Origin of the sequence: Thermoactinomyces sp. CICC 23799 (genome assembly GCF_016055145.1) — a bacterium.
In the GTDB taxonomy this organism is placed as follows: domain Bacteria; phylum Bacillota; class Bacilli; order Thermoactinomycetales; family Thermoactinomycetaceae; genus Thermoactinomyces; species Thermoactinomyces intermedius.
The window spans coordinates 31,261-48,764 of the sequence record NZ_JAECVV010000012.1 but is presented as its reverse complement, the minus strand read 5'-3'; the positions used below and the strand labels follow the sequence as shown (position 1 = coordinate 48,764).

Sequence of the window (17,504 nt, the reverse complement as noted above, 5' to 3'; positions counted from 1 at the left end):
TTCTATGAGAATAATTTTCAATCGTCAACGTGATTAAAATTTGTAATTCATTTTATTCTTTTAGATAAATGTTATTTTATATTTGACCCGGAGAGAGGGTTTGGATATATTAGTCTTTATGGTAGGGAAAGGGTTGCTTTTTTCTTGAAGGAATAAAGAGGAATGAACCGATGGGCGAATCGAAATATATATAAATTACGTGTACAATGTAGAGTAGGAATAAAAAAGGCGATTTTGTCCACAATAATTTTGCATGTGCTGTCGAAAATGAGCGAAACTTGATCAAAAGGAGTTTATACTCTTGAAAGTAATAAATTTCTGGGGAAATCAACGGTTGGCACAGTTTTTATTTTTATCCATTATCTTGACGCCATTGTTGCCGCCGGTTGCCCTTTTGTGCATTGCAACAGCTGTTTTGTGGCATCGGAAAAAATACCGGTTTGTAAAAGACCTCGATTGGCCGGAGAAGGCTTTCATCGGGTTCATGCTGATTTCCGCGGTCAGCTGGCTGGTTGAACCTTCCTGGTTTTACGGGATTCCCATCGGGTTGATTCCGATTGCCATGTTTGGGCTTTATTGGATGTTGGCGGTTTGGATCCGCCATTTGAACTGGTCTTGGCAAGAAGTCCAAAAGACGTACCTTGCTTTTTGGCTGAGCGGCCTTTACATTGCGGTCATTGTTTTTATTCAGCAAATGGATTGGCATGTGATCAATGACTCCTTTGTAGGTAATATTTTACAATTTTACAATGATTTTCGTTTTCAGTCGGAACGATCCGTCCGCAGCATCGGAACGTCGGGAAATTCCAATTTGACCGCCGCATTGCTCATCTGTTTTTCCCTGATGAGCATTTATGCCGCATCCGTGTTGAAGAAAAAATGGCATAAGTTGACGGCATTTTTGATTTTCGGGGTTTATGTGACGGCGATTTGGTGTACGGGTTCCCGCGGTGCCTGGGCCGGATTGCTCATCGGCTTGATTGTCCAGCTGTGGATGACGGGGCACCGAAAACGCACCGTGACGATCACGCTTGCTATTTTTTTGCTGATTTCTTGTTTTCCCGAGCTGATCCCGCGCAAAGAAACCCTGCAGGCGACCATTGAAGTCCGTTTGGAAGTGTGGACCACCGCGTTCAAGATTTTCAGGGAACATTGGTTGCTCGGAGTGCTGCCCCTTCATTTCGGCCAGCTTTTCGTCAAAGAAGCCGGATTTTATGTGTATCATGCCCATAACATTTTTTTGGGGATTGCCAGTGAGTTTGGTGTGTTGGGATTGAGCCTGTTTCTTTGGATGTTGCTGCTGACCATCCAACGGGCAAGGCGCTGGCGGAAGGTGGCCAACCAAAAAGAAGAAAAAAGGCTGGCCGGGATGCTATTGTCTTTGACCATTGCCCTTTTGGGACATGGAATGTACGACTATCCGATTATTGCTCCGCAAATCGGCCTGATGTTTATGCTTAGTGTCATTATCATTCATACTCAGTATGTTCGTCGTTGCGTCAATAAGCCGGATTGGAGCAAGCCTTCGGAACCCGAGCCGGAACTTCCCGCTTTTTCGGAGCGAAAAGTGATTTCATGGATCCTGCTTTTTATCCCATATGAAGTGATGTACTGGATCTATCGCTTTTTTGTACACCGGAAAATCGAGTAGAAGCCGGGGGAAGTGCATTTCCCCGGCTTTTTTGTATTGATCCAAGAGGAACAAGAGTGTATAAAATCTGAAAAATTCGATCAGGATGATACCATGAAGAAACTTTTTGGTTTGAGGTGGTACCCGTGAAATGGATACATATGCTTTGCTTTGTTTTGTCTTTCTCCCTGGCCGGCTGTTGGTTGGCCGGTGATGCCGGGGCCGAAAGCCTTGCGGAGGATGCGGTGGTGGTTCAAAAAGGGGATACGTTGACCCGGTTGGCGAAGAAATATGAGGTTTCCGTGGAAGACTTGGTACGGATAAACCACCTGAAGGATCCGGACAAGATCTATCCGGGACAAAAATTGTGGATCCGGAAAAAACAAGGATCCGTCCAATTGTCCTCCGCGCGTGCCATGCCGGCGATGAAAAGGGGGAAGGACCTCGGTGAATTTACGCTCACAGCCTACACGGCCGGACCGGAGTCAACCGGCAAACGTCCGGGGGATCCGGGGTACGGGATCACGGCGAGTGGAAGTCCGGTGATGGAAGGAGTGACCATTGCCGTCGATCCGGATGTGATTCCCATCGGCTCCCGTGTTTACATTGAGGGCATTGGTTACCGGATTGCCCAAGACACCGGAGGGGCGATCAACGGGCGCAGGATAGACGTTTACATGGAAGATCTCGATGAAGCCCTTCAATTCGGAGTCAAGAAAAATGTCCGTGTTGAAATGGTGGAATGAGTTTACCTCTTCCGGGGCGATGGTCCGTTTGCCGGATCATTGCCGCCTTTCAAAAAAACCAATTCATAATTGTGAATTTTTAGAACAATGGGCTTTTCTTGATGGAAAAGTCTTTTTTTTTGATTGGGGATGAGCATAAAATGAAAGGGAAAGGAGAAATACGATGGAATTTTCGCTTCCATTGAGTTATCCGTATTCATTCAAACTGACGACCAAACGTCTTCAATTCTTTGAAAAAAGCATTTACCGTTGCCAACATGGCCGTTTTCAGCGTACCATTCACGGAAAGCACGGTCCGTTATTGCTCTCGGTAAGCTGTGACGAAGAGGAGGTTGCCCTGAAGGTGGAGATCACCGGGAAGGTGGGGGAACAGGAGGAAGAAGGGCTCCGCAAAAAAGTGGCCCGCATGTTTTCCACCGAAGTGGACTTGCAACCGTTCTATGAACAAATGGAACAAGTCCCGGAGTTGGCCCCGGTGATCCTGGCGCGGAAGGGATTGCATTTTGTGCTGGATCCCGATTTGCATGAGTGCCTGATCAAAACCATCATCGGGCAACAATTGAATGTATCTTTTGCAGCTGTCCTCATTCGCCGTTTGATTGAACTGGCAGGGGATGAAGCGGAGTTTCAAGGAGAACGATGGGCCGTTTTCCCGACTCCGGAACAGATTGCCCGGCTCCGGTATGAAGATTTGCAAGCGATTCAGTTCAATCGTCGCAAAGCAGAATACATTATTGATCTGTCGAGGAGGATAGCCGGCGGCAAATTGGATCTGGAGGCACTGGACCAGTGTTCCGATGAGGAAGTTTTTGCCCGCTTGCTTCCGATCCGGGGGATTGGACGTTGGACGGCGGAATGTGTGATGCTATTTGGACTGGGGAGGCCCGATCTGCTCCCGGCCCAGGATATCGGGCTGAGAAATGCGGTCAAACAGTTTTATTCCATGGAAGAAAGGCCGGATGAATCGACTGTCCGCCAACTTGGCCGAAGTTGGTCCCCCTATGCCAGTTATGTTACTTTTTATTTATGGGATGCCCTGAGCGACCTGAAAAACGAAAAATAATGGAAATGGCAATGATCCGATCGACATTTGTAAAGGAGAAGATGAAAGTGGCAAGGAAGAGAGCTCAACAAAAGAAGAAACGTGTGGCTGAAGTCGATGCCAATGGCATCTTGATGAGGGATCTGAAAGCGATGGCATTGTGGACAGGGATTGCAATTCTTGCCATTACCGTCTTTGTGCTTGCCGGGCAATTTCTATAAAAAACCGTTGACGAAACAGCGGTCTCGGAAAACTGAAAAAGCCCCTCCTTCAAAAGGAGGGGCTGATTGTATTTCCTTACACTTCCAAGCCTTCTTTGACCAGTTTGACTTCTTGTCCGTCTTCTGCGTGATAAATCACACTGCGCGGATAAGCGAAGTCGATATTGTATCGGTGCAGAACAAGAATGGCTTCTTTTCGGATCGCCCTTTCCAGCGCCCAAAATTGATCCGGTTCGCTGAGGGCGGTCAGGGTGAATGTGACCCCGCTTGTATCCATCGTGGTGATTCCCAAGATTTCCGGCTCTTGAATCAGAGAGGAGGCAAACTTTTCTTGAATGCTTGCGCAAACCTCTTCCAATGCTTCATTCACTTTTGACAGGTCGGATTCATAAGGAACTGTCACATTGACAATGGCCCGCATCTGATCCCGGTTGTAATTTGTCACCTGGTTGATGTTTCCGTTCGCAAGATAATGCAGTCGTTGGTTAAATTCGCGAATTTTGGTGATGCGGAGGCCCACTTCTTCGACCGTTCCGCGGATTTGACCGTTGATTTCCACATAATCGCCGACTTCCAGTTGTCCCTCGAAGATCATAAAAAAGCCACTGATGACATCCCGGATCAAATTTTGTGCCCCGAAACCGACCGCCAGACCCAAAACACCGGCACCGGCCAGCACAGGCAGCGGATCAAAGCCGAGATTGATTAAAATGGTGAGCGCGGATATAAAGTAAATGGCGTAACGGGCAATCGATTTGATCAACTTGCGGAGGGTTTGCGCTTTTTTGGATTCCATCCGGCTGATGTCAAAAATTTTATCCACAATCCGGTCGACAAAGCGAAGTGCCACGATCGTCAAAACAACAATGAGTGCAATTTGGCCGACCGGAAGGACAATGTAAGACATCGGATCTTCAATCATCCGGGTCAACAGGGTTTTGGTTTGCACCGCCAGTTCCCCGGCGGCCGCAAATTGCGTATTCAATGTTTGTTCCGTTCCATTCATTCTTTTACTTCTCCTCCGGTTTCATCGTGCGAATTTATGAAATGAATTGTTTTGTTTTTTTATCTAATTGTTCTCTGCTCATCCAACCAACATAAGCGTAAAAGATTCGGTGATGATGGTCAAGTAAAGCAATGGCAAAAAAGGGATAATGCCTTTTATAATGGTACCGGACGTCCAGCCAGCGGACCTCATAACCGTAGGGACGTTCAAAGACTTTGGGATATCCGTAAGAAGTAAAAGAAAGGAATGCACGGATGGGCTCGGCCTTTTTCGATTCCTTGACAGCCGGATGAAGCAAATCTTTGCTCGGAAAACGGCCGGTCCAATGGATTCGTTTATTGCGAATTTCCCCCACCTTCGCCATTTCCGGGGTTTCAACGATCAAATTCCACACATTCCAGCGGAAAGTGGGGGTCACGGTGTATCTGCCGAGCAAATTGACTTGTTTTTGTGCCATCCGGAGCAGATTTCTCTGTTGCCAAAACCGGAGTGCAATATAACAGGCGATTGTCAAATAGATGATAAGGAATATTTTTCCACATTGTGCCGGCCATATCCACCACAGGGCAAACCCGGCCAAATGAAGGGAAAAAATGAAAGGGTCAAAGATATTCAAAACGTTAAAAGCGACCCAGTTTCTTGATAACGGGCGCAACGCCTGGGTTCCGTAAGAATTAAACAAATCAATAAAGATATGGATAAAGACGGCAAGAAAGCTCCATAAAAACGTGTGTAACACATTCATTTCCGGAAGCAGAACAAAAAGCCCAAGGGTGATGAGACCGGGCCAGATCAAAAGCATTGGCAATGAATGGCTGAATCCCCGGTGATTCCGGATATATTTGGCATTTCCTTTCAGGCGGTAAAGCGTATCGATATCCGGGATTTCCGATCCGATCACGGTTGCCAGCAGCACCGATTTCATTGTTTCGGGATCGGTTGTGACCGCTGGATCCAATTGAGCCAATCCGAAAAGTCCCACCCCCATCACAAAATGGGTTCCTGTATCCATGTTTAGACCCTCCTCCGGGACAGACTGAACAAATTTTATCAGATTTTTATAAAGAAAAGATTGACGTAATCGATAAAATTAATTTTAATAAAACAACTGCTGTCCATAGTTTAAAGGAACGTTAAAATTCATTTATACAAATCGGGGTCAGGTCGTGTATGATGTTAATAACAGGATTTTCTGTATCATCTCATTCAGATTATAACCTTTGGAACCGAATTCATGCTAAAGGAGGACACTGATTGCCAAAAAGTCGTGAGATTGATAAGCACTTATCCATCAGCGATGAAAAACGACATACTATTCAGACACAATTGCTGACCTGGTACGGACAAAACAAGAGAGATTTGCCGTGGCGAAAAAACAAAGATCCTTACCGGATCTGGGTTTCCGAAATCATGCTGCAACAAACCCGCGTCGATACGGTGATTCCTTATTTTGAACGGTTTATGGAGCTATTTCCCACGGTGGAAGATCTGGCCAATGCCCCTGAAGAACAAGTGTTGAAGGCTTGGGAAGGTTTGGGCTACTATTCGCGCGTGCGAAATTTGCACCAAGCCGCCAAGCAAATTGTTCATGAAGGCGATGGGAAAATCCCTTCAGATAAAAAATCCATTTTAAAATTAAAAGGAATCGGCGCATATACCGCCGGAGCGGTGTTGAGCATTGCTTTTGACCAAAAGATTCCGGCCGTGGACGGAAACGTGATGCGCGTTTTTTCCCGGTTGTTTGCCATCGGGGAGGATATAGCATCCGGCACCACCCGGAAGAAGATGGAGTCTCTGGTTGAGAAAGTCATGCCGGAAGAAGCCCCGGGGGATTTCAACCAGGCGTTGATGGATTTGGGGGCAACCATTTGCACCCCGGTTTCCCCCGGCTGTTTGCTCTGTCCGGTTCGTCCGGTGTGCGAAGCCTATGAAAAAGGGATGGAAGAACAACTTCCGGTCAAAAAAAAGGCAAAACCGCCGGTCCAACAAGAGATGGTGATGGCCTTTTTTCAACATCAAAACTTGTTTATCGGGGAGAAAAGGCCTGAACAAGGATTGCTTGCCGGACTTTGGGGCTTGCCGACCTTTGAAATTCCCAAAGGGGATCGCCATTTGACAATCATAGAAAAATTTTGCAAAGAAAATCGAATACCTGTTTTAAATTATATAATTAAAGGAGAGTTTCAACATGTTTTCAGCCATCGCCATTGGAAGGTGACGGTGGTGGAAGTGGAACTGAAACATACCGGCTTTGATTTGCCAACGTCATGGTCATGGCTGGAAAAAGAGAAAAGAGATGAAAAAACCTGGGCCAATGTTTACCACAAAGCGTTTGAAACCGAACGAAAAAAAGTCTGACGGATGGAAGATAAAGGGAGAGTGTGCTTGTGGAGGAAAAAGAGAAGAAACATGAGGAACATTCCTCTGAAACAAAGTCTGAGTTAATGAACAGTGTGGATGGAAAGAAGCCGGAAGGTACGGGAAGCGGGGAGCAGCAGGTGTCCGGTGATCCGGGGGCACTTTCCCCGACAGGCACTGAAGCGCATGCAAAGGTTGAACAAACCCATGCAAAACCGGAAGCCATGAGTGAGCAAAACGAACCAAATGAGAAAGCGGATAAAACCCCGGCAGGCGTGCCGCAGGAAAGAGGAATCCGGGAACGGATCAAGAGTGAAATCAAAAACACCCCCCGTCCCAAAAAGATATTGGTGAGCACCATCCTCGCATCCATGACGGTGGTGGCGATTCTGGGCTTTGGCGTTTACGGCCCGGCCGGGACGACGGAAGAAGTTTCTGCCGTTCAGACGGAGGAAGAAAAGAAAGATCCGGCCAAACTGATTTTGCAACATGAGGACAAAAAATACGAGTTGGATTTGTGGCAATTGGGTTATGACGGAAAAAATCCGGAAAGTGTGGATATGAAAAAATTAACCGAATGGTTGGACAATGTCCGGAAGGAAGTGCGTGTCGAACCAAAAAATGCCCGGTTTGAGAACAACCGTTGGGGAGGGGCCCTGATCAAGGGAGAATACGGGAAAGACATGGATGTGGAAAAAATGAAGGAATGGCTGAAAAATTGGCATGCTTCCTTGAATCAACCGTATGTGATCCCCATGGTGGAGGTGAAACCGGAGGTAACCAGCAAGGATTTGCAACAAGTGGACAAGAATTTGATCGGAAGCTACACCACCAAATTCAACCCCGGAAACGTCAACCGGACCACGAATATGAAGCTGGCCTCCAAGGAGATTCATAATTTGGTCATGTTGCCCGGCGAAAAATTTTCATTCAACCAAGTGGTGGGAGAGCGCACTGAAGCCAGAGGATATAAAACCGCTCACGTGATTGTCAAAGGAGAATATACCGAAGGCATTGGCGGAGGCATTTGCCAAGTCTCTTCCACGTTATACAACAGCACGGACCGTGCCGGATTGAAAATGCTGAGAGTGGTTCATCACAGTGCCGATGTCAATTATGTGCCCAAAGGCCGGGATGCCACGGTTTCATGGGGCGGGCCGGATTTCCGCTTCCAAAACAATCTGGATGCCCCGATTCTTTTGCGGATCTTTATCAACGGCGGGGAACTGACGGCAAATGTTTATACGGTTCCCGGTGCCAAAGTGAAAAAGCGCAATGTGGCGCCGGCACCCGAATCCTTTACGGAAGTGGTCGTTGATCAAAACGGAAAAGAAGTGCCGCAATCTTAAATGATAAACACCCTTCGACCAAGATGAACGGGTCAAAGGGTGTTTTTTATTTTTGAATTAGTATCGTGGCCGCAAAGGTTTATCATAAATTCTAAAAATCAAATTATTTCGCAAATAAAAGGAGGGAACCCTATGATGGAACAATTTGCGTATTTTCGCAACCAACGCGAAAAACATCTTGAAGAGTTGACCAAATTTGTGAGCATTCCGAGCATCAGCACACAGGCAGCATATCGCAAAGAGGGGGGGCAAGTTGTTCGGGCGGGGAGCCGGTGATGATAAAGGACAACTAATTATGCATATCAAGACGATGGAAGCTTTTTTCGCCTTGCGGAAGGAAGCAATGGGCGAGGGAGAAAAGCGAAACAAGAATCGGGGGCTTCCCCGGGTGGTCAGTCCTTTTATTATTCTGGAACAGGAATGCGTTTCATTAATCGCATCAAAAATAATAAGAAAGATCTGGAAAAAGGTGATTGAAAGAAGAAGGGGGAGGATAAAATAAAGATAAAGGAAAATTTTGTTTTTTTATAAGCGTCCGGCGGGGGGGTAAATGGATGAAACATGTGTCTGCAGGGGTTCGCAAGCATTGGTTTTTATGGGTGTTCCGCGGGTCGGCCCTTCTTCATTTCGTCACTGTTCTTTTTGTCATGTTCGTTCTTTTTCAACTGTCGCAGGGGCCCTGGCTCAAACGGTTTCGTTTTATGCAGGCGAATGAGGTCTTGGTGACGGTCTCTTGGATCAGCATTCTGATTGCTGTTTTATCCATATTGGCCGTTTTCACCATCTTGCTGTTCACCCTCGACCGGCAATATCGCGTGATTTTGCAGTGGGGTTGGTTTATCCATTTGACCGGCAGCCTTTCCTTGTTCATCCATGTCTTTATTCAAATGTTTGTCTATCCGTTGCTGATGAAAATGGCTTGGGAGACAACCAATCCGTTCTTGTTTCACCATCTGGATGACTGGGAACATTTGCTTGTCCCCGTGATCAGCGTTTTTGTTCCCTCTTGTTGGGCTGTCGGCGGATTGATTTATACCGCCGTGATGTTTCAGTCATCGGGCCCGTCCCGATGGCTTCATTGGTGGTCGCTGCTGGTTTGGGGCATGGTTTTGACCGGGGCGGTTTTGGTACGGTGGATCGGTTCTGCGGTGGTTTTCTGGCAAGGGGCGGCCATCCTCCTGTTTGTCCCGTGGCTTTGGTATGCGGCGGAAGATATGAATCTGATTGGAAATGAAATGGATTGAAATAAAATTAGTTCTTGAGGTAAAATAAATAAGCCGAGAATGGGATCTGAAGCGGGGGGAAAAAATGATACGCTTACGTTCTTTTCGATTGTCAGATGTACATGATGTATCAAACATTTGGCAAATGACAGCTTCTCGCGAGCAGGAAAAAGAAACGTTGCAAGTGTTGGCGGAACAAATCAGCTTGGACCGGGATCTGGTGATCGTGGCTGAAGAAGAAGGAACAGTGGTTGGTGCGATTGTTGGTACGATTGATCAACAAACGGGCTTTTTTTATTGTCTGGCTGTTCATCCTGACCATCAAAAGAGAAAAATTGGCACCATGTTGGTCCGTGAGTTGGAACACCGTTTTTGGAAAAAAGGAGTCAAAAGGATTTGGATCACAGTCGATGAAGGAACGAAAAAACTGCTCCCATTTTATCAACATCTCGGCTATACCAATAGTTGCTCCACTCGCTTGGAAAAAGAGTTGTATTCTGTCTTTCAAAGGCGTCAAACCGTTTCATAACACATTTTTATGCTTTGAGTTTCTGCCGAAAGGCAGAGATTTTTTTGTGTCCAAATCCTTTTTTGGACCCCAAGCCTATTTAAGGATATCTGTTTTAAGTTAAGATTACTACACTTTGAATGCGCTTTCAAATTAAAATTATTTGAACGGTTTATTTTTTTGCCTGTTCCTCTCTATTGAAAAGATGAACCGTCTTTTTTGTTTTCTTTCTTTTATGTAAATTTTAATGATTGATCAAAAAATTATTAAATGCAATTAAATGAATGCATTTGTTTTTTTGCTTTCTTTTTCTGCAAGCCTGAAAACGGTTGAAGGGATGGGGACCCGGACCGTGATCTCCGGTTGACATCCCGATCGCAATGATTCATAATAGTTAGCAGAATTTCATGATCAGTGAGAATAAAACGTTCGTATAACCGATATATGTTGAAAACGCGATGACGAGGGCCAGTAAAACATGGCAAGCCGTACAGAGAGTAAAGCCCGCGGTTGAGAGGCTTTGCCGGTGTTGTCTGTTTGAACCCACCCTTGGATGCGGATGATGATGAATCAATCCGGGTTTTCCCGTTACAGATAAAAAGCCGGGCACAATGGATGTGCCAACAAAGGTGGTACCGCGGAAGACAAACCTCTTTCGTCCTTTAGGCGAAAAGAGGTTTTTTATTTTGAAAGAAAGAGGAGGGATTTTTGATGCTTGAACAAAAGACCATCGGGTTTATCGGCGCCGGATCCATGGCGGAAGCAATTTTGGAAGGGCTGATCACAGAGAAGAAGGTGAAACCGCACCAAGTGAGCATGGTAAACCGGCAAAACCGTGCGCGCATCAAAGAAATATGCCAAAAATACGGGCTTGATGGGGAGAGACAAAACGAAGAAAATGTGACCGGGGCAGAGATTGTGATTCTTGCGGTAAAACCCAAAGATGCGGCCGGGGTGCTGAGAAAATGGGGAGAGCGTTTACAGGACGGACAAATTTTGATTTCTGTGGTGGCGGGAATCACCACGGAATTCATTGAAAATTATATACAAAATCGGGTTTCGGTGATGCGGGTGATGCCAAACACCTCATGCCGGGTGGGACGATCGGCCACGGCGATGAGCAAGGGAAGCCGGGCGACCCGGGAAGCGGTTGAGATCACAAGAGAGATTTTTTCCACCATCGGTTTGGTGGTCACGGTGGAGGAAGCTTTGATGGATGCCGTGACAGGCCTGTCGGGGAGTGGTCCGGCTTATATCTACACCCTGACGGAAGCCATGGAGTCTGCCGGGGTATCAGCCGGTTTGGATCCGGAAACCGCCCGGATGTTAACAGTTCAAACTTTGCTGGGAGCGGCACATATGCTCATGGAAAGTGGAAAAGATGCCCGGCAGTTGTGTGAAGAAGTTACGTCTCCCGGAGGCACCACCATGGCCGGTTTGCAGGCATTAAGGGACTATCGTTTTGACGAAGCGGTGAAAGCGGCCGTGCTGAAGGCGGCGAAACGAGCCGGTGAATTGGGCAAACAACATGCTTCTTTTTGAAATGTTGAGAGTCCATGAAAAGGCGGGGTCATGGGCTCTTTTTCATGCCGGCGGCCGGTTTTTGCCTGAAGTTGATTTAGTAAGGGATTTTTCTTTATTACAGAAAAAAATTAAATTCAGAGTTTTAGGTGTTTTATTTTGTGTTATTTTTGGAAATAAAAAGACTAGAAACTTCACTGAGAGGACTGAAAAAAAGCCAAAAAAGGCCGTGATGCCATGGAGGAGCGGATGATAAAACCGCGGATGGGTTTGGGGGTATTTGCCAAAAAAACGTCATTTTGTTAACAAATGATGGTTTTATACTTGCAACTGACAGGGGAAAAGTGGTAGAAAAAGATGATGTGAGTGAAAATTCCTTGGTTTGGCAATAGGTTTCTTTTTTAAAAAGATTTATGCTTTGCCTTCACCGTGTCGTCGGAAACCTTTTGCTCCGTGTCTGCTTCCTCCCGGTATCATCGGTACCTTGCATGAATTGGGAGGTAGATGATGGAGTGAATGAACATGGACTTGGTGAAACGATTGTATAAATGGGTATTTGTGCTCATCTATGCAATCTTGTTTTCCTGGGCGGTCAACCATTACGGGATTGCATTATCCGTTGTAAACGGGACATCCATGAAACCGACACTCCATGACGGGGACTATCTCCTTGTGAACAAATTTACATTCTTGTGGAATGAGCCGAAACGGGGAGATATTGTCACGTTTGAAGATCCATCCAATCCCGGACGTTATTTGGTGAAAAGGGTGGTGGGTGTCGGAGGGGACATCATTGAAGCAAAAAATGGATATTTATACCTGAACGGGGAGAAAATGGTTGAAAAGTACATTGACACCAAGATTGAAGACGGGGATTTCGGACCCGTCCGGGTAAAGCCGGGGACCGTATTCGTCATGGGGGATAACCGGCATCGGTATGCCAGCAAAGACAGCCGTTATGAAAGCGTGGGTTTTGTTCCCTGCGAATTGATCAACGGCAAAGTGGAACGGATCTTATGGCGGTCTTTGTCCGGTTCTTCCCTTTAAAGCCATAAAGGAAACAATTTGGAATAGGTATAAAAGTCGAAAATTGTTCACAGAAATGAAATTGCGTAATTGCTTAAATGTCGCATAATAGGTAAGTGTTTACTTTTACTGATTTTCCCCGAAATTCAATCCCGTTAAAAATAACTCGTCTTTTGGACGGTCAAAAGGACGGCCCATAAACATACAAGAATCAAAGAAAATGAACTTGGAGGTTATGGATATGGATCTATTAAACAAAACACGACGCATTTCCAAAATTTTGCAAAGAAATGCAGGTCACAACCTGGTGGATTTTGATGAGGTTGCAGAAGCGCTTTGTGACATTATCGGCGCCAACATCTATGTCGTCGGGCCTGAAGGAAAACTGTTGGGAATGGCGATCAACCATGACGTCGAGAATGAACGGATGAATCAGTATTTGAAAACCCGTGAGTTCCCGCCGGAATATGCGAAATTGCTCATGGAAGTTGACAAATCCATGACGAACGTGGATGTGGACAGCCCGTATACGGCTTATCCGACCGAAATGAAAGAGATGTTCAAAAACGGGTACACCACAATTGTTCCGATCATCGGCGGCGGTGACCACTTGGGAACATTGGTATTGTCCCGTCTGAATAACAAATTTGAAGAAGACGATCTGATCTTGGCAGAGTACGGGGCAACCGTCGTGGGAATGGAGATTTTGCGTGAACGTGCCGGCCAAGTCGAAGAGGAAGCACGGAGCCGTGCGGTTGTACAGCTGGCTATCAACTCCCTGTCCTTCAGCGAGTTGGAAGCGGCTGAACACATTTTCAACGAATTGGATGGCATGGAAGGGCTCCTGGTCGCAAGCAAAATTGCCGACCGCGTGGGAATCACGCGTTCCGTCATCGTCAATGCTTTGCGTAAACTGGAAAGTGCCGGGGTTGTGGAATCCCGTTCCTTGGGAATGAAAGGAACCTACATCAAAATCCTCAATCCGAAATTGTTGCCGGCTTTGGAAAAAGCCCGTCACTGATGGATAAAACACCGGTCCCTTGTTCAAGGGGCCGGTGTTTTTGTCATGTATGTTTTTGCCACGGTTGTCTGTGAAAAAGGGAAGGGGTGGTCTTCCCTTTTGATGATCCGATTCTTGTACCCTGTTATAATAGAATTCAGTTCTTAACTTACAGGGGTTGAAAGAAATGGGTAGCATGAAGCGATATCTTCAATTTGTCAAGCCATATTGGAAAGAAATCACTCTGACGATGATCATCGGGATCGTGAAGTTCGGGATTCCGTTGCTTCTTCCGCTGCTTTTGAAATATGTGGTGGATGATTTGCTTTTGTCATCGTTGCCGGTTCAGGATAAAATACAAAAATTGATGTGGGTGATGTTGGCGGCCCTGTTTGTGTTTACGGTGATCCGGATTCCGGTGGAATATTTCCGGCAATACTTTGCCCAATGGACTGCAAGCAAAGTATTATTTGACATACGCAACAAACTTTTTGATCATATTCAAAAATTATCCTTGCGGTATTATCAAAATAACAAAGTGGGGCAAATCATTTCCCGGGTCATTCACGATGTGGAACAAACCAAAGAATTTGTGATTACCGGTATGATGAATATCTGGTTGGATTTATCCACCCTGTTCATTGCCGTCGGTTTCATGCTTTGGCTGGATCCGTGGATGACACTGATTTCTTTGTCAGTCTTTCCGTTGTATGCCGTCTCCGTCAAGTACTTTTTCCAAAATATGCGAAGAACCACCAAAGAGCGTTCACAGGCTTTGGCTGAATTGCAAGGGCATTTGCATGAGCGGGTCCAAGGCATTTCGGTCATCCGTGCGTTCCATTTGGAAAATCACGAACAGAAACAGTTTGAACAGCGAAACCGGCATTTCTTGGACAAAGCCCTCAACCAAACCCGATGGGTGGCCAAAACGTTTGCAGCCATTAATACCATTACCGATCTGGCCCCCATTCTGGTGATCGGCGTGTCCGGTTACCTGGTGGTTCAAGGCCGGCTGACCATTGGTGAAATGACGGCTTTTTACGGATATATGGGATTGATTTACAACCCGATCCGGCGCTTGGTGAACTCTTCAACCACCCTGACCCAGGCTTTTGCATCGATGGACCGGGTGTTTGAGTTTGTGGATGAGCCTTATGACATCACCGATCTGCCGGATGCTGAAAATGTTGAACAGGTTAAAGGGGAAATTATCTTTGACCATGTCAGTTTCCGTTATCACGATAAACAGGATGATGTGTTGAAAGACATTGATCTGAAAATCGCTCCGGGACAAACCGTTGCATTGGTGGGGCCAAGCGGCGGAGGAAAATCATCTTTTATTTCCCTGATTCCGCGCTTCTATGATGTCACTCAGGGGCAAATCCGCATCGATGGCCGTGACGTCCGCTCTTTTACTTTAAAGAGTTTGCGGAAACACATCGGGATGGTTTTGCAGGAAAACATCTTGTTCAGCGGGACGGTCAGCGAAAATATCCGGCTGGGAAAAGTGGACGCATCCTTTGATGAAATTGTCGAGGCGGCCAAAGCGGCCAATGCCCATGACTTTATCCTGGAGCTTCCCCAAGGGTACGATACCGAAATCGGCGAACGGGGCATTAAATTGTCGGGGGGACAAAGGCAGCGGGTTGCGCTTGCCCGTGTCTTTTTGAAAAACCCGTCCATTCTGATTTTGGATGAGGCAACCTCGGCGCTGGATTTGCAAACGGAGCACTTGATCCAGGAATCTTTGGAGCGTTTGGCCAAAGACCGCACCACTTTGATCGTTGCCCACCGTTTGTCGACGATTACCCATGCCGACCAGATTTTTGTCATTGACCATGGCCGTTTGATCGAACACGGCACCCATGATGAATTGATGCGCCGAAACGGCAAATATGCCGAGCTTTACCGGGTGCAAAACTTCGACCACAGGACATCGGCGGAAGCGGACCGGAAGCTTACCACGTGATGGAGGGGAAACATGCGGAAAAGATTTGAGATCCATGCAGAAGAGGATATTGTCCACATACGGAGTGAAGTGAGGGAAATGGCAAAGGAAATCGGTTTTGACGAACTGGAACAATCGCGGATTGTCCAGTCCATGTCGGAACTGGCCCAAAATGTGGTGCAATATGCCGACAAGGGAATTTTGACCATTTCCCCGGTAAAGGATGAAGGAGGACGCAAGGGGTTGAAGATTCAAGTCCGGGACAAAGGGCCGGGATTAAACAACCTGGAAGAATTGGCAAAAGGAAAAGCCCGGCAAGCCGGGGAAACTTCCGGCCTTCAGCATGTGTATATGCTGATGGATGAGTTAAGGCAAATTCCGGTTGAATCCGGTACTTGCCTGGAAGCGGTCAAATGGCTGAAAAACAAACCCATTATTTCATAATTCACCCATTAAAAAACCTTTTTTTGGTTAAGCCGGCAATTGGCATCCGTTGCCGTTGCCGGCCGAAAAAATGTTCACAAATATGTCATCTTCCGTTTGGAACAATCGATTAGACTAATGAGTGAAAAGGTTTTTGCAGAAAAAAGGGCAGCGGGGGCAATAATAAAAATGAAGGAAACCGTTTAAGCGCACGGCAGTGCTTATTTCCTGCTCTTGCACGAAGGGGTTCTATCATCTAAAATGATGATGGTAATTAGGCAAAAAGTAGCTCTTTTTTTGCAATACGCCTGAGAAAGAGAACAAAAGAGCAGGTCAAGGAATTTGTGTTTTTTTCTTTGTTTGTATTATGTTAAATTATATCGCTTTCTTTCTTCAACAGTCATTTCCTGTTGAAGATGGTTTCTTGGTAGAAAGGAGGTTTGTACGGGTGAATCATACTGTGTCCGAGCAAACCGCATCTGAGCAGATGTTAGATTCTGTGGAGTCGAAAAATAAGGCCTCCTGGCGTGATTATATAGAAATTACGAAACCGGGGATTAATAAGAGTAATTTGATTGCCACGTTTGCAGGATATTTGGTAGCGGCGGGATTGACGGATTTGAATCCGTTAATTTTGATCCTGACTTTGCTCGGAACTGCACTTACGATTGCAGGCAGTTGCACGTTGAACAATTTTATCGACCGGGATATTGACCCGTTGATGGAACGTACCAAGAGCCGCCCGGTGGCTGACGGAAGAATCAAACCGACCACCGCTTTATGGTATGGTCTGACATTAACTCTTTCGGGACTCATGATATTGGCTGTCGGTGTAAATGTTCTAGCTGCATTTGTTGCATTTATCGGGGTAATGGTATATGTTTTGATTTATAGTTTATGGTTAAAAAGAACCAGTACTTTAAACACAGTGGTTGGAGGTATTTCAGGAGCTGTTCCGCCGATGATCGGTTGGGTTGCGGCCAATCCGGCCATCGATTTGAATGCTTGGGCACTCTTTCTCATTTTGTTTATGTGGCAACCTCCTCACTTTTTTGCCCTTGCGATGCGGCGTGTGGAAGAGTACCGTCAGGCAGGAGTTCCGATGTTGCCGGTCGTCAAAGGGTTTCAAGAGACCAAGAAACAAACCCTGTTCTTTACGATTCTTTTGCTTCCTTCTTCTTATTTGTTGTTTTACACAGGGACTTTGGGATGGTTTTATCTGATTATGTCACTTGTGCTGGGTGGGATTTATGTCGTTTTATCCATCCGCGGCTTTTCTGCAAAAGATGATATCAAGTGGGCAAATCAGATGTTTTTTTATTCTTTGATTTACTTGACGGTGATTTTGCTTTCGATGGTGATCGATGTTTTGATTCGTGATTTGATGCGCATTTTATAAATACGATACAGTGCTTATCATGAGCTTGATATAAATATATCTGATGCACTGTGAAAATAATTGGTCCGGCTTCGGTTGATCGGGGTCGGATCAACCTTACAGAA

18 protein-coding genes are annotated in these 17,504 nt (G+C 46.1%); 16 read left to right on the top strand and 2 right to left on the bottom strand.

Going from position 1 to position 17,504, the window contains the following annotated elements:
• Nucleotides 1-301 precede the first annotated feature (301 nt).
• The 4 genes from I8U21_RS14180 (at nt 302) to I8U21_RS14165 (ending at nt 3,639) form a co-directional block, all read left to right on the top strand.
• Nucleotides 302-1,651, top strand: a complete 1,350-nt coding sequence (locus I8U21_RS14180; protein WP_181732826.1) for an O-antigen ligase family protein — start codon at nt 302-304, stop codon at nt 1,649-1,651.
• A gap of 125 nt (nt 1,652-1,776) precedes the next feature.
• Complete coding sequence (locus I8U21_RS14175; RefSeq protein ID WP_309544820.1) at nt 1,777-2,376, top strand: 3D domain-containing protein; 600 nt, start codon at nt 1,777-1,779, stop codon at nt 2,374-2,376.
• A 163-nt stretch (nt 2,377-2,539) separates the two neighbouring features.
• A complete protein-coding gene (locus I8U21_RS14170; RefSeq protein ID WP_198054150.1) occupies nt 2,540-3,439 on the top strand; it encodes a DNA-3-methyladenine glycosylase family protein in 900 nt (299 codons plus the stop codon).
• Nucleotides 3,440-3,486: 47 nt separating this feature from the next.
• Entirely contained in the window at nt 3,487-3,639 is a 153-nt protein-coding gene (locus I8U21_RS14165) for a hypothetical protein (RefSeq protein ID WP_181732824.1), read from the top strand.
• Nucleotides 3,640-3,715: 76 nt separating this feature from the next.
• Here I8U21_RS14165 and I8U21_RS14160 read toward each other — a convergent pair whose 3' ends face one another.
• Both I8U21_RS14160 and I8U21_RS14155 read right to left on the bottom strand, forming a co-directional pair.
• Nucleotides 3,716-4,645 (bottom strand): mechanosensitive ion channel family protein, encoded by a 930-nt coding sequence (locus I8U21_RS14160; protein WP_181732823.1) that lies wholly within the window; start codon nt 4,643-4,645, stop codon nt 3,716-3,718.
• 34 nt (nt 4,646-4,679) lie between these two features.
• Nucleotides 4,680-5,657, bottom strand: a complete 978-nt coding sequence (locus tag I8U21_RS14155) for a metal-dependent hydrolase (protein WP_181732822.1) — start codon at nt 5,655-5,657, stop codon at nt 4,680-4,682.
• Nucleotides 5,658-5,899: 242 nt separating this feature from the next.
• Between I8U21_RS14155 and mutY the strand changes: the two genes are divergently transcribed.
• From mutY to cyoE, 12 genes are all read left to right on the top strand, one after another.
• Nucleotides 5,900-7,003 (top strand): A/G-specific adenine glycosylase, encoded by a 1,104-nt coding sequence (gene mutY, locus I8U21_RS14150; protein WP_220215068.1) that lies wholly within the window; start codon nt 5,900-5,902, stop codon nt 7,001-7,003.
• Between the two features lie 29 nt (nt 7,004-7,032).
• Entirely contained in the window at nt 7,033-8,352 is a 1,320-nt protein-coding gene (locus tag I8U21_RS15360; RefSeq protein ID WP_198054149.1) for a VanW family protein, read from the top strand.
• Nucleotides 8,353-8,484: 132 nt separating this feature from the next.
• On the top strand, nt 8,485-8,628 hold the full coding sequence (locus I8U21_RS14140; protein WP_198054148.1) for a hypothetical protein: 144 nt from the start codon (nt 8,485-8,487) through the stop codon (nt 8,626-8,628).
• 278 nt (nt 8,629-8,906) lie between these two features.
• On the top strand, nt 8,907-9,596 hold the full coding sequence (locus tag I8U21_RS14135; protein ID WP_198054147.1) for a hypothetical protein: 690 nt from the start codon (nt 8,907-8,909) through the stop codon (nt 9,594-9,596).
• A 64-nt stretch (nt 9,597-9,660) separates the two neighbouring features.
• Nucleotides 9,661-10,104, top strand: coding sequence for a GNAT family N-acetyltransferase (locus I8U21_RS14130; protein WP_082240699.1), 444 nt, complete (start codon nt 9,661-9,663; stop codon nt 10,102-10,104).
• Between the two features lie 690 nt (nt 10,105-10,794).
• Complete coding sequence (gene proC, locus I8U21_RS14125) at nt 10,795-11,625, top strand: pyrroline-5-carboxylate reductase (RefSeq protein WP_198054146.1); 831 nt, start codon at nt 10,795-10,797, stop codon at nt 11,623-11,625.
• Nucleotides 11,594-11,857, top strand: a complete 264-nt coding sequence (locus I8U21_RS14120; RefSeq protein ID WP_181732817.1) for a hypothetical protein — start codon at nt 11,594-11,596, stop codon at nt 11,855-11,857. The genes proC and I8U21_RS14120 overlap by 32 nt, the downstream gene beginning before the upstream one ends.
• Before the next feature lie 269 nt (nt 11,858-12,126).
• Nucleotides 12,127-12,651 carry a signal peptidase I gene (gene lepB / locus I8U21_RS14115; protein WP_181732816.1) on the top strand — a complete coding sequence of 175 codons (525 nt, stop codon included), beginning with the start codon at nt 12,127-12,129 and terminating at the stop codon, nt 12,649-12,651.
• A gap of 220 nt (nt 12,652-12,871) precedes the next feature.
• Nucleotides 12,872-13,651 carry a GTP-sensing pleiotropic transcriptional regulator CodY gene (gene codY, locus I8U21_RS14110; RefSeq protein WP_181732815.1) on the top strand — a complete coding sequence of 260 codons (780 nt, stop codon included), beginning with the start codon at nt 12,872-12,874 and terminating at the stop codon, nt 13,649-13,651.
• Nucleotides 13,652-13,817: 166 nt separating this feature from the next.
• Nucleotides 13,818-15,599: an ABC transporter ATP-binding protein gene (locus tag I8U21_RS14105; RefSeq protein WP_181732814.1), complete on the top strand. Its 1,782-nt coding sequence runs from the start codon at nt 13,818-13,820 to the stop codon at nt 15,597-15,599.
• Between the two features lie 12 nt (nt 15,600-15,611).
• Entirely contained in the window at nt 15,612-16,022 is a 411-nt protein-coding gene (locus I8U21_RS14100) for an ATP-binding protein (protein ID WP_181732813.1), read from the top strand.
• A gap of 427 nt (nt 16,023-16,449) precedes the next feature.
• On the top strand, nt 16,450-17,400 hold the full coding sequence (gene cyoE, locus I8U21_RS14095) for a heme o synthase (RefSeq protein ID WP_309544819.1): 951 nt from the start codon (nt 16,450-16,452) through the stop codon (nt 17,398-17,400).
• Nucleotides 17,401-17,504: the final 104 nt, after the last annotated feature.

Coding starts and splice junctions, on each gene's coding strand:
- I8U21_RS14170 (WP_198054150.1), top strand. CDS start 2,540: ATGGAATTTTCGCTTCCATTGAGTTATCCGTATTCATTCAAACTGACG.
- I8U21_RS14160 (WP_181732823.1), bottom strand. CDS start 4,645: ATGAATGGAACGGAACAAACATTGAATACGCAATTTGCGGCCGCCGGG.
- I8U21_RS14155 (WP_181732822.1), bottom strand. CDS start 5,657: ATGGATACAGGAACCCATTTTGTGATGGGGGTGGGACTTTTCGGATTG.
- I8U21_RS14140 (WP_198054148.1), top strand. CDS start 8,485: ATGATGGAACAATTTGCGTATTTTCGCAACCAACGCGAAAAACATCTT.
- I8U21_RS14135 (WP_198054147.1), top strand. CDS start 8,907: ATGAAACATGTGTCTGCAGGGGTTCGCAAGCATTGGTTTTTATGGGTG.
- I8U21_RS14130 (WP_082240699.1), top strand. CDS start 9,661: ATGATACGCTTACGTTCTTTTCGATTGTCAGATGTACATGATGTATCA.
- proC (WP_198054146.1), top strand. CDS start 10,795: ATGCTTGAACAAAAGACCATCGGGTTTATCGGCGCCGGATCCATGGCG.
- lepB (WP_181732816.1), top strand. CDS start 12,127: ATGGACTTGGTGAAACGATTGTATAAATGGGTATTTGTGCTCATCTAT.
- codY (WP_181732815.1), top strand. CDS start 12,872: ATGGATCTATTAAACAAAACACGACGCATTTCCAAAATTTTGCAAAGA.
- I8U21_RS14105 (WP_181732814.1), top strand. CDS start 13,818: ATGGGTAGCATGAAGCGATATCTTCAATTTGTCAAGCCATATTGGAAA.
- I8U21_RS14100 (WP_181732813.1), top strand. CDS start 15,612: ATGCGGAAAAGATTTGAGATCCATGCAGAAGAGGATATTGTCCACATA.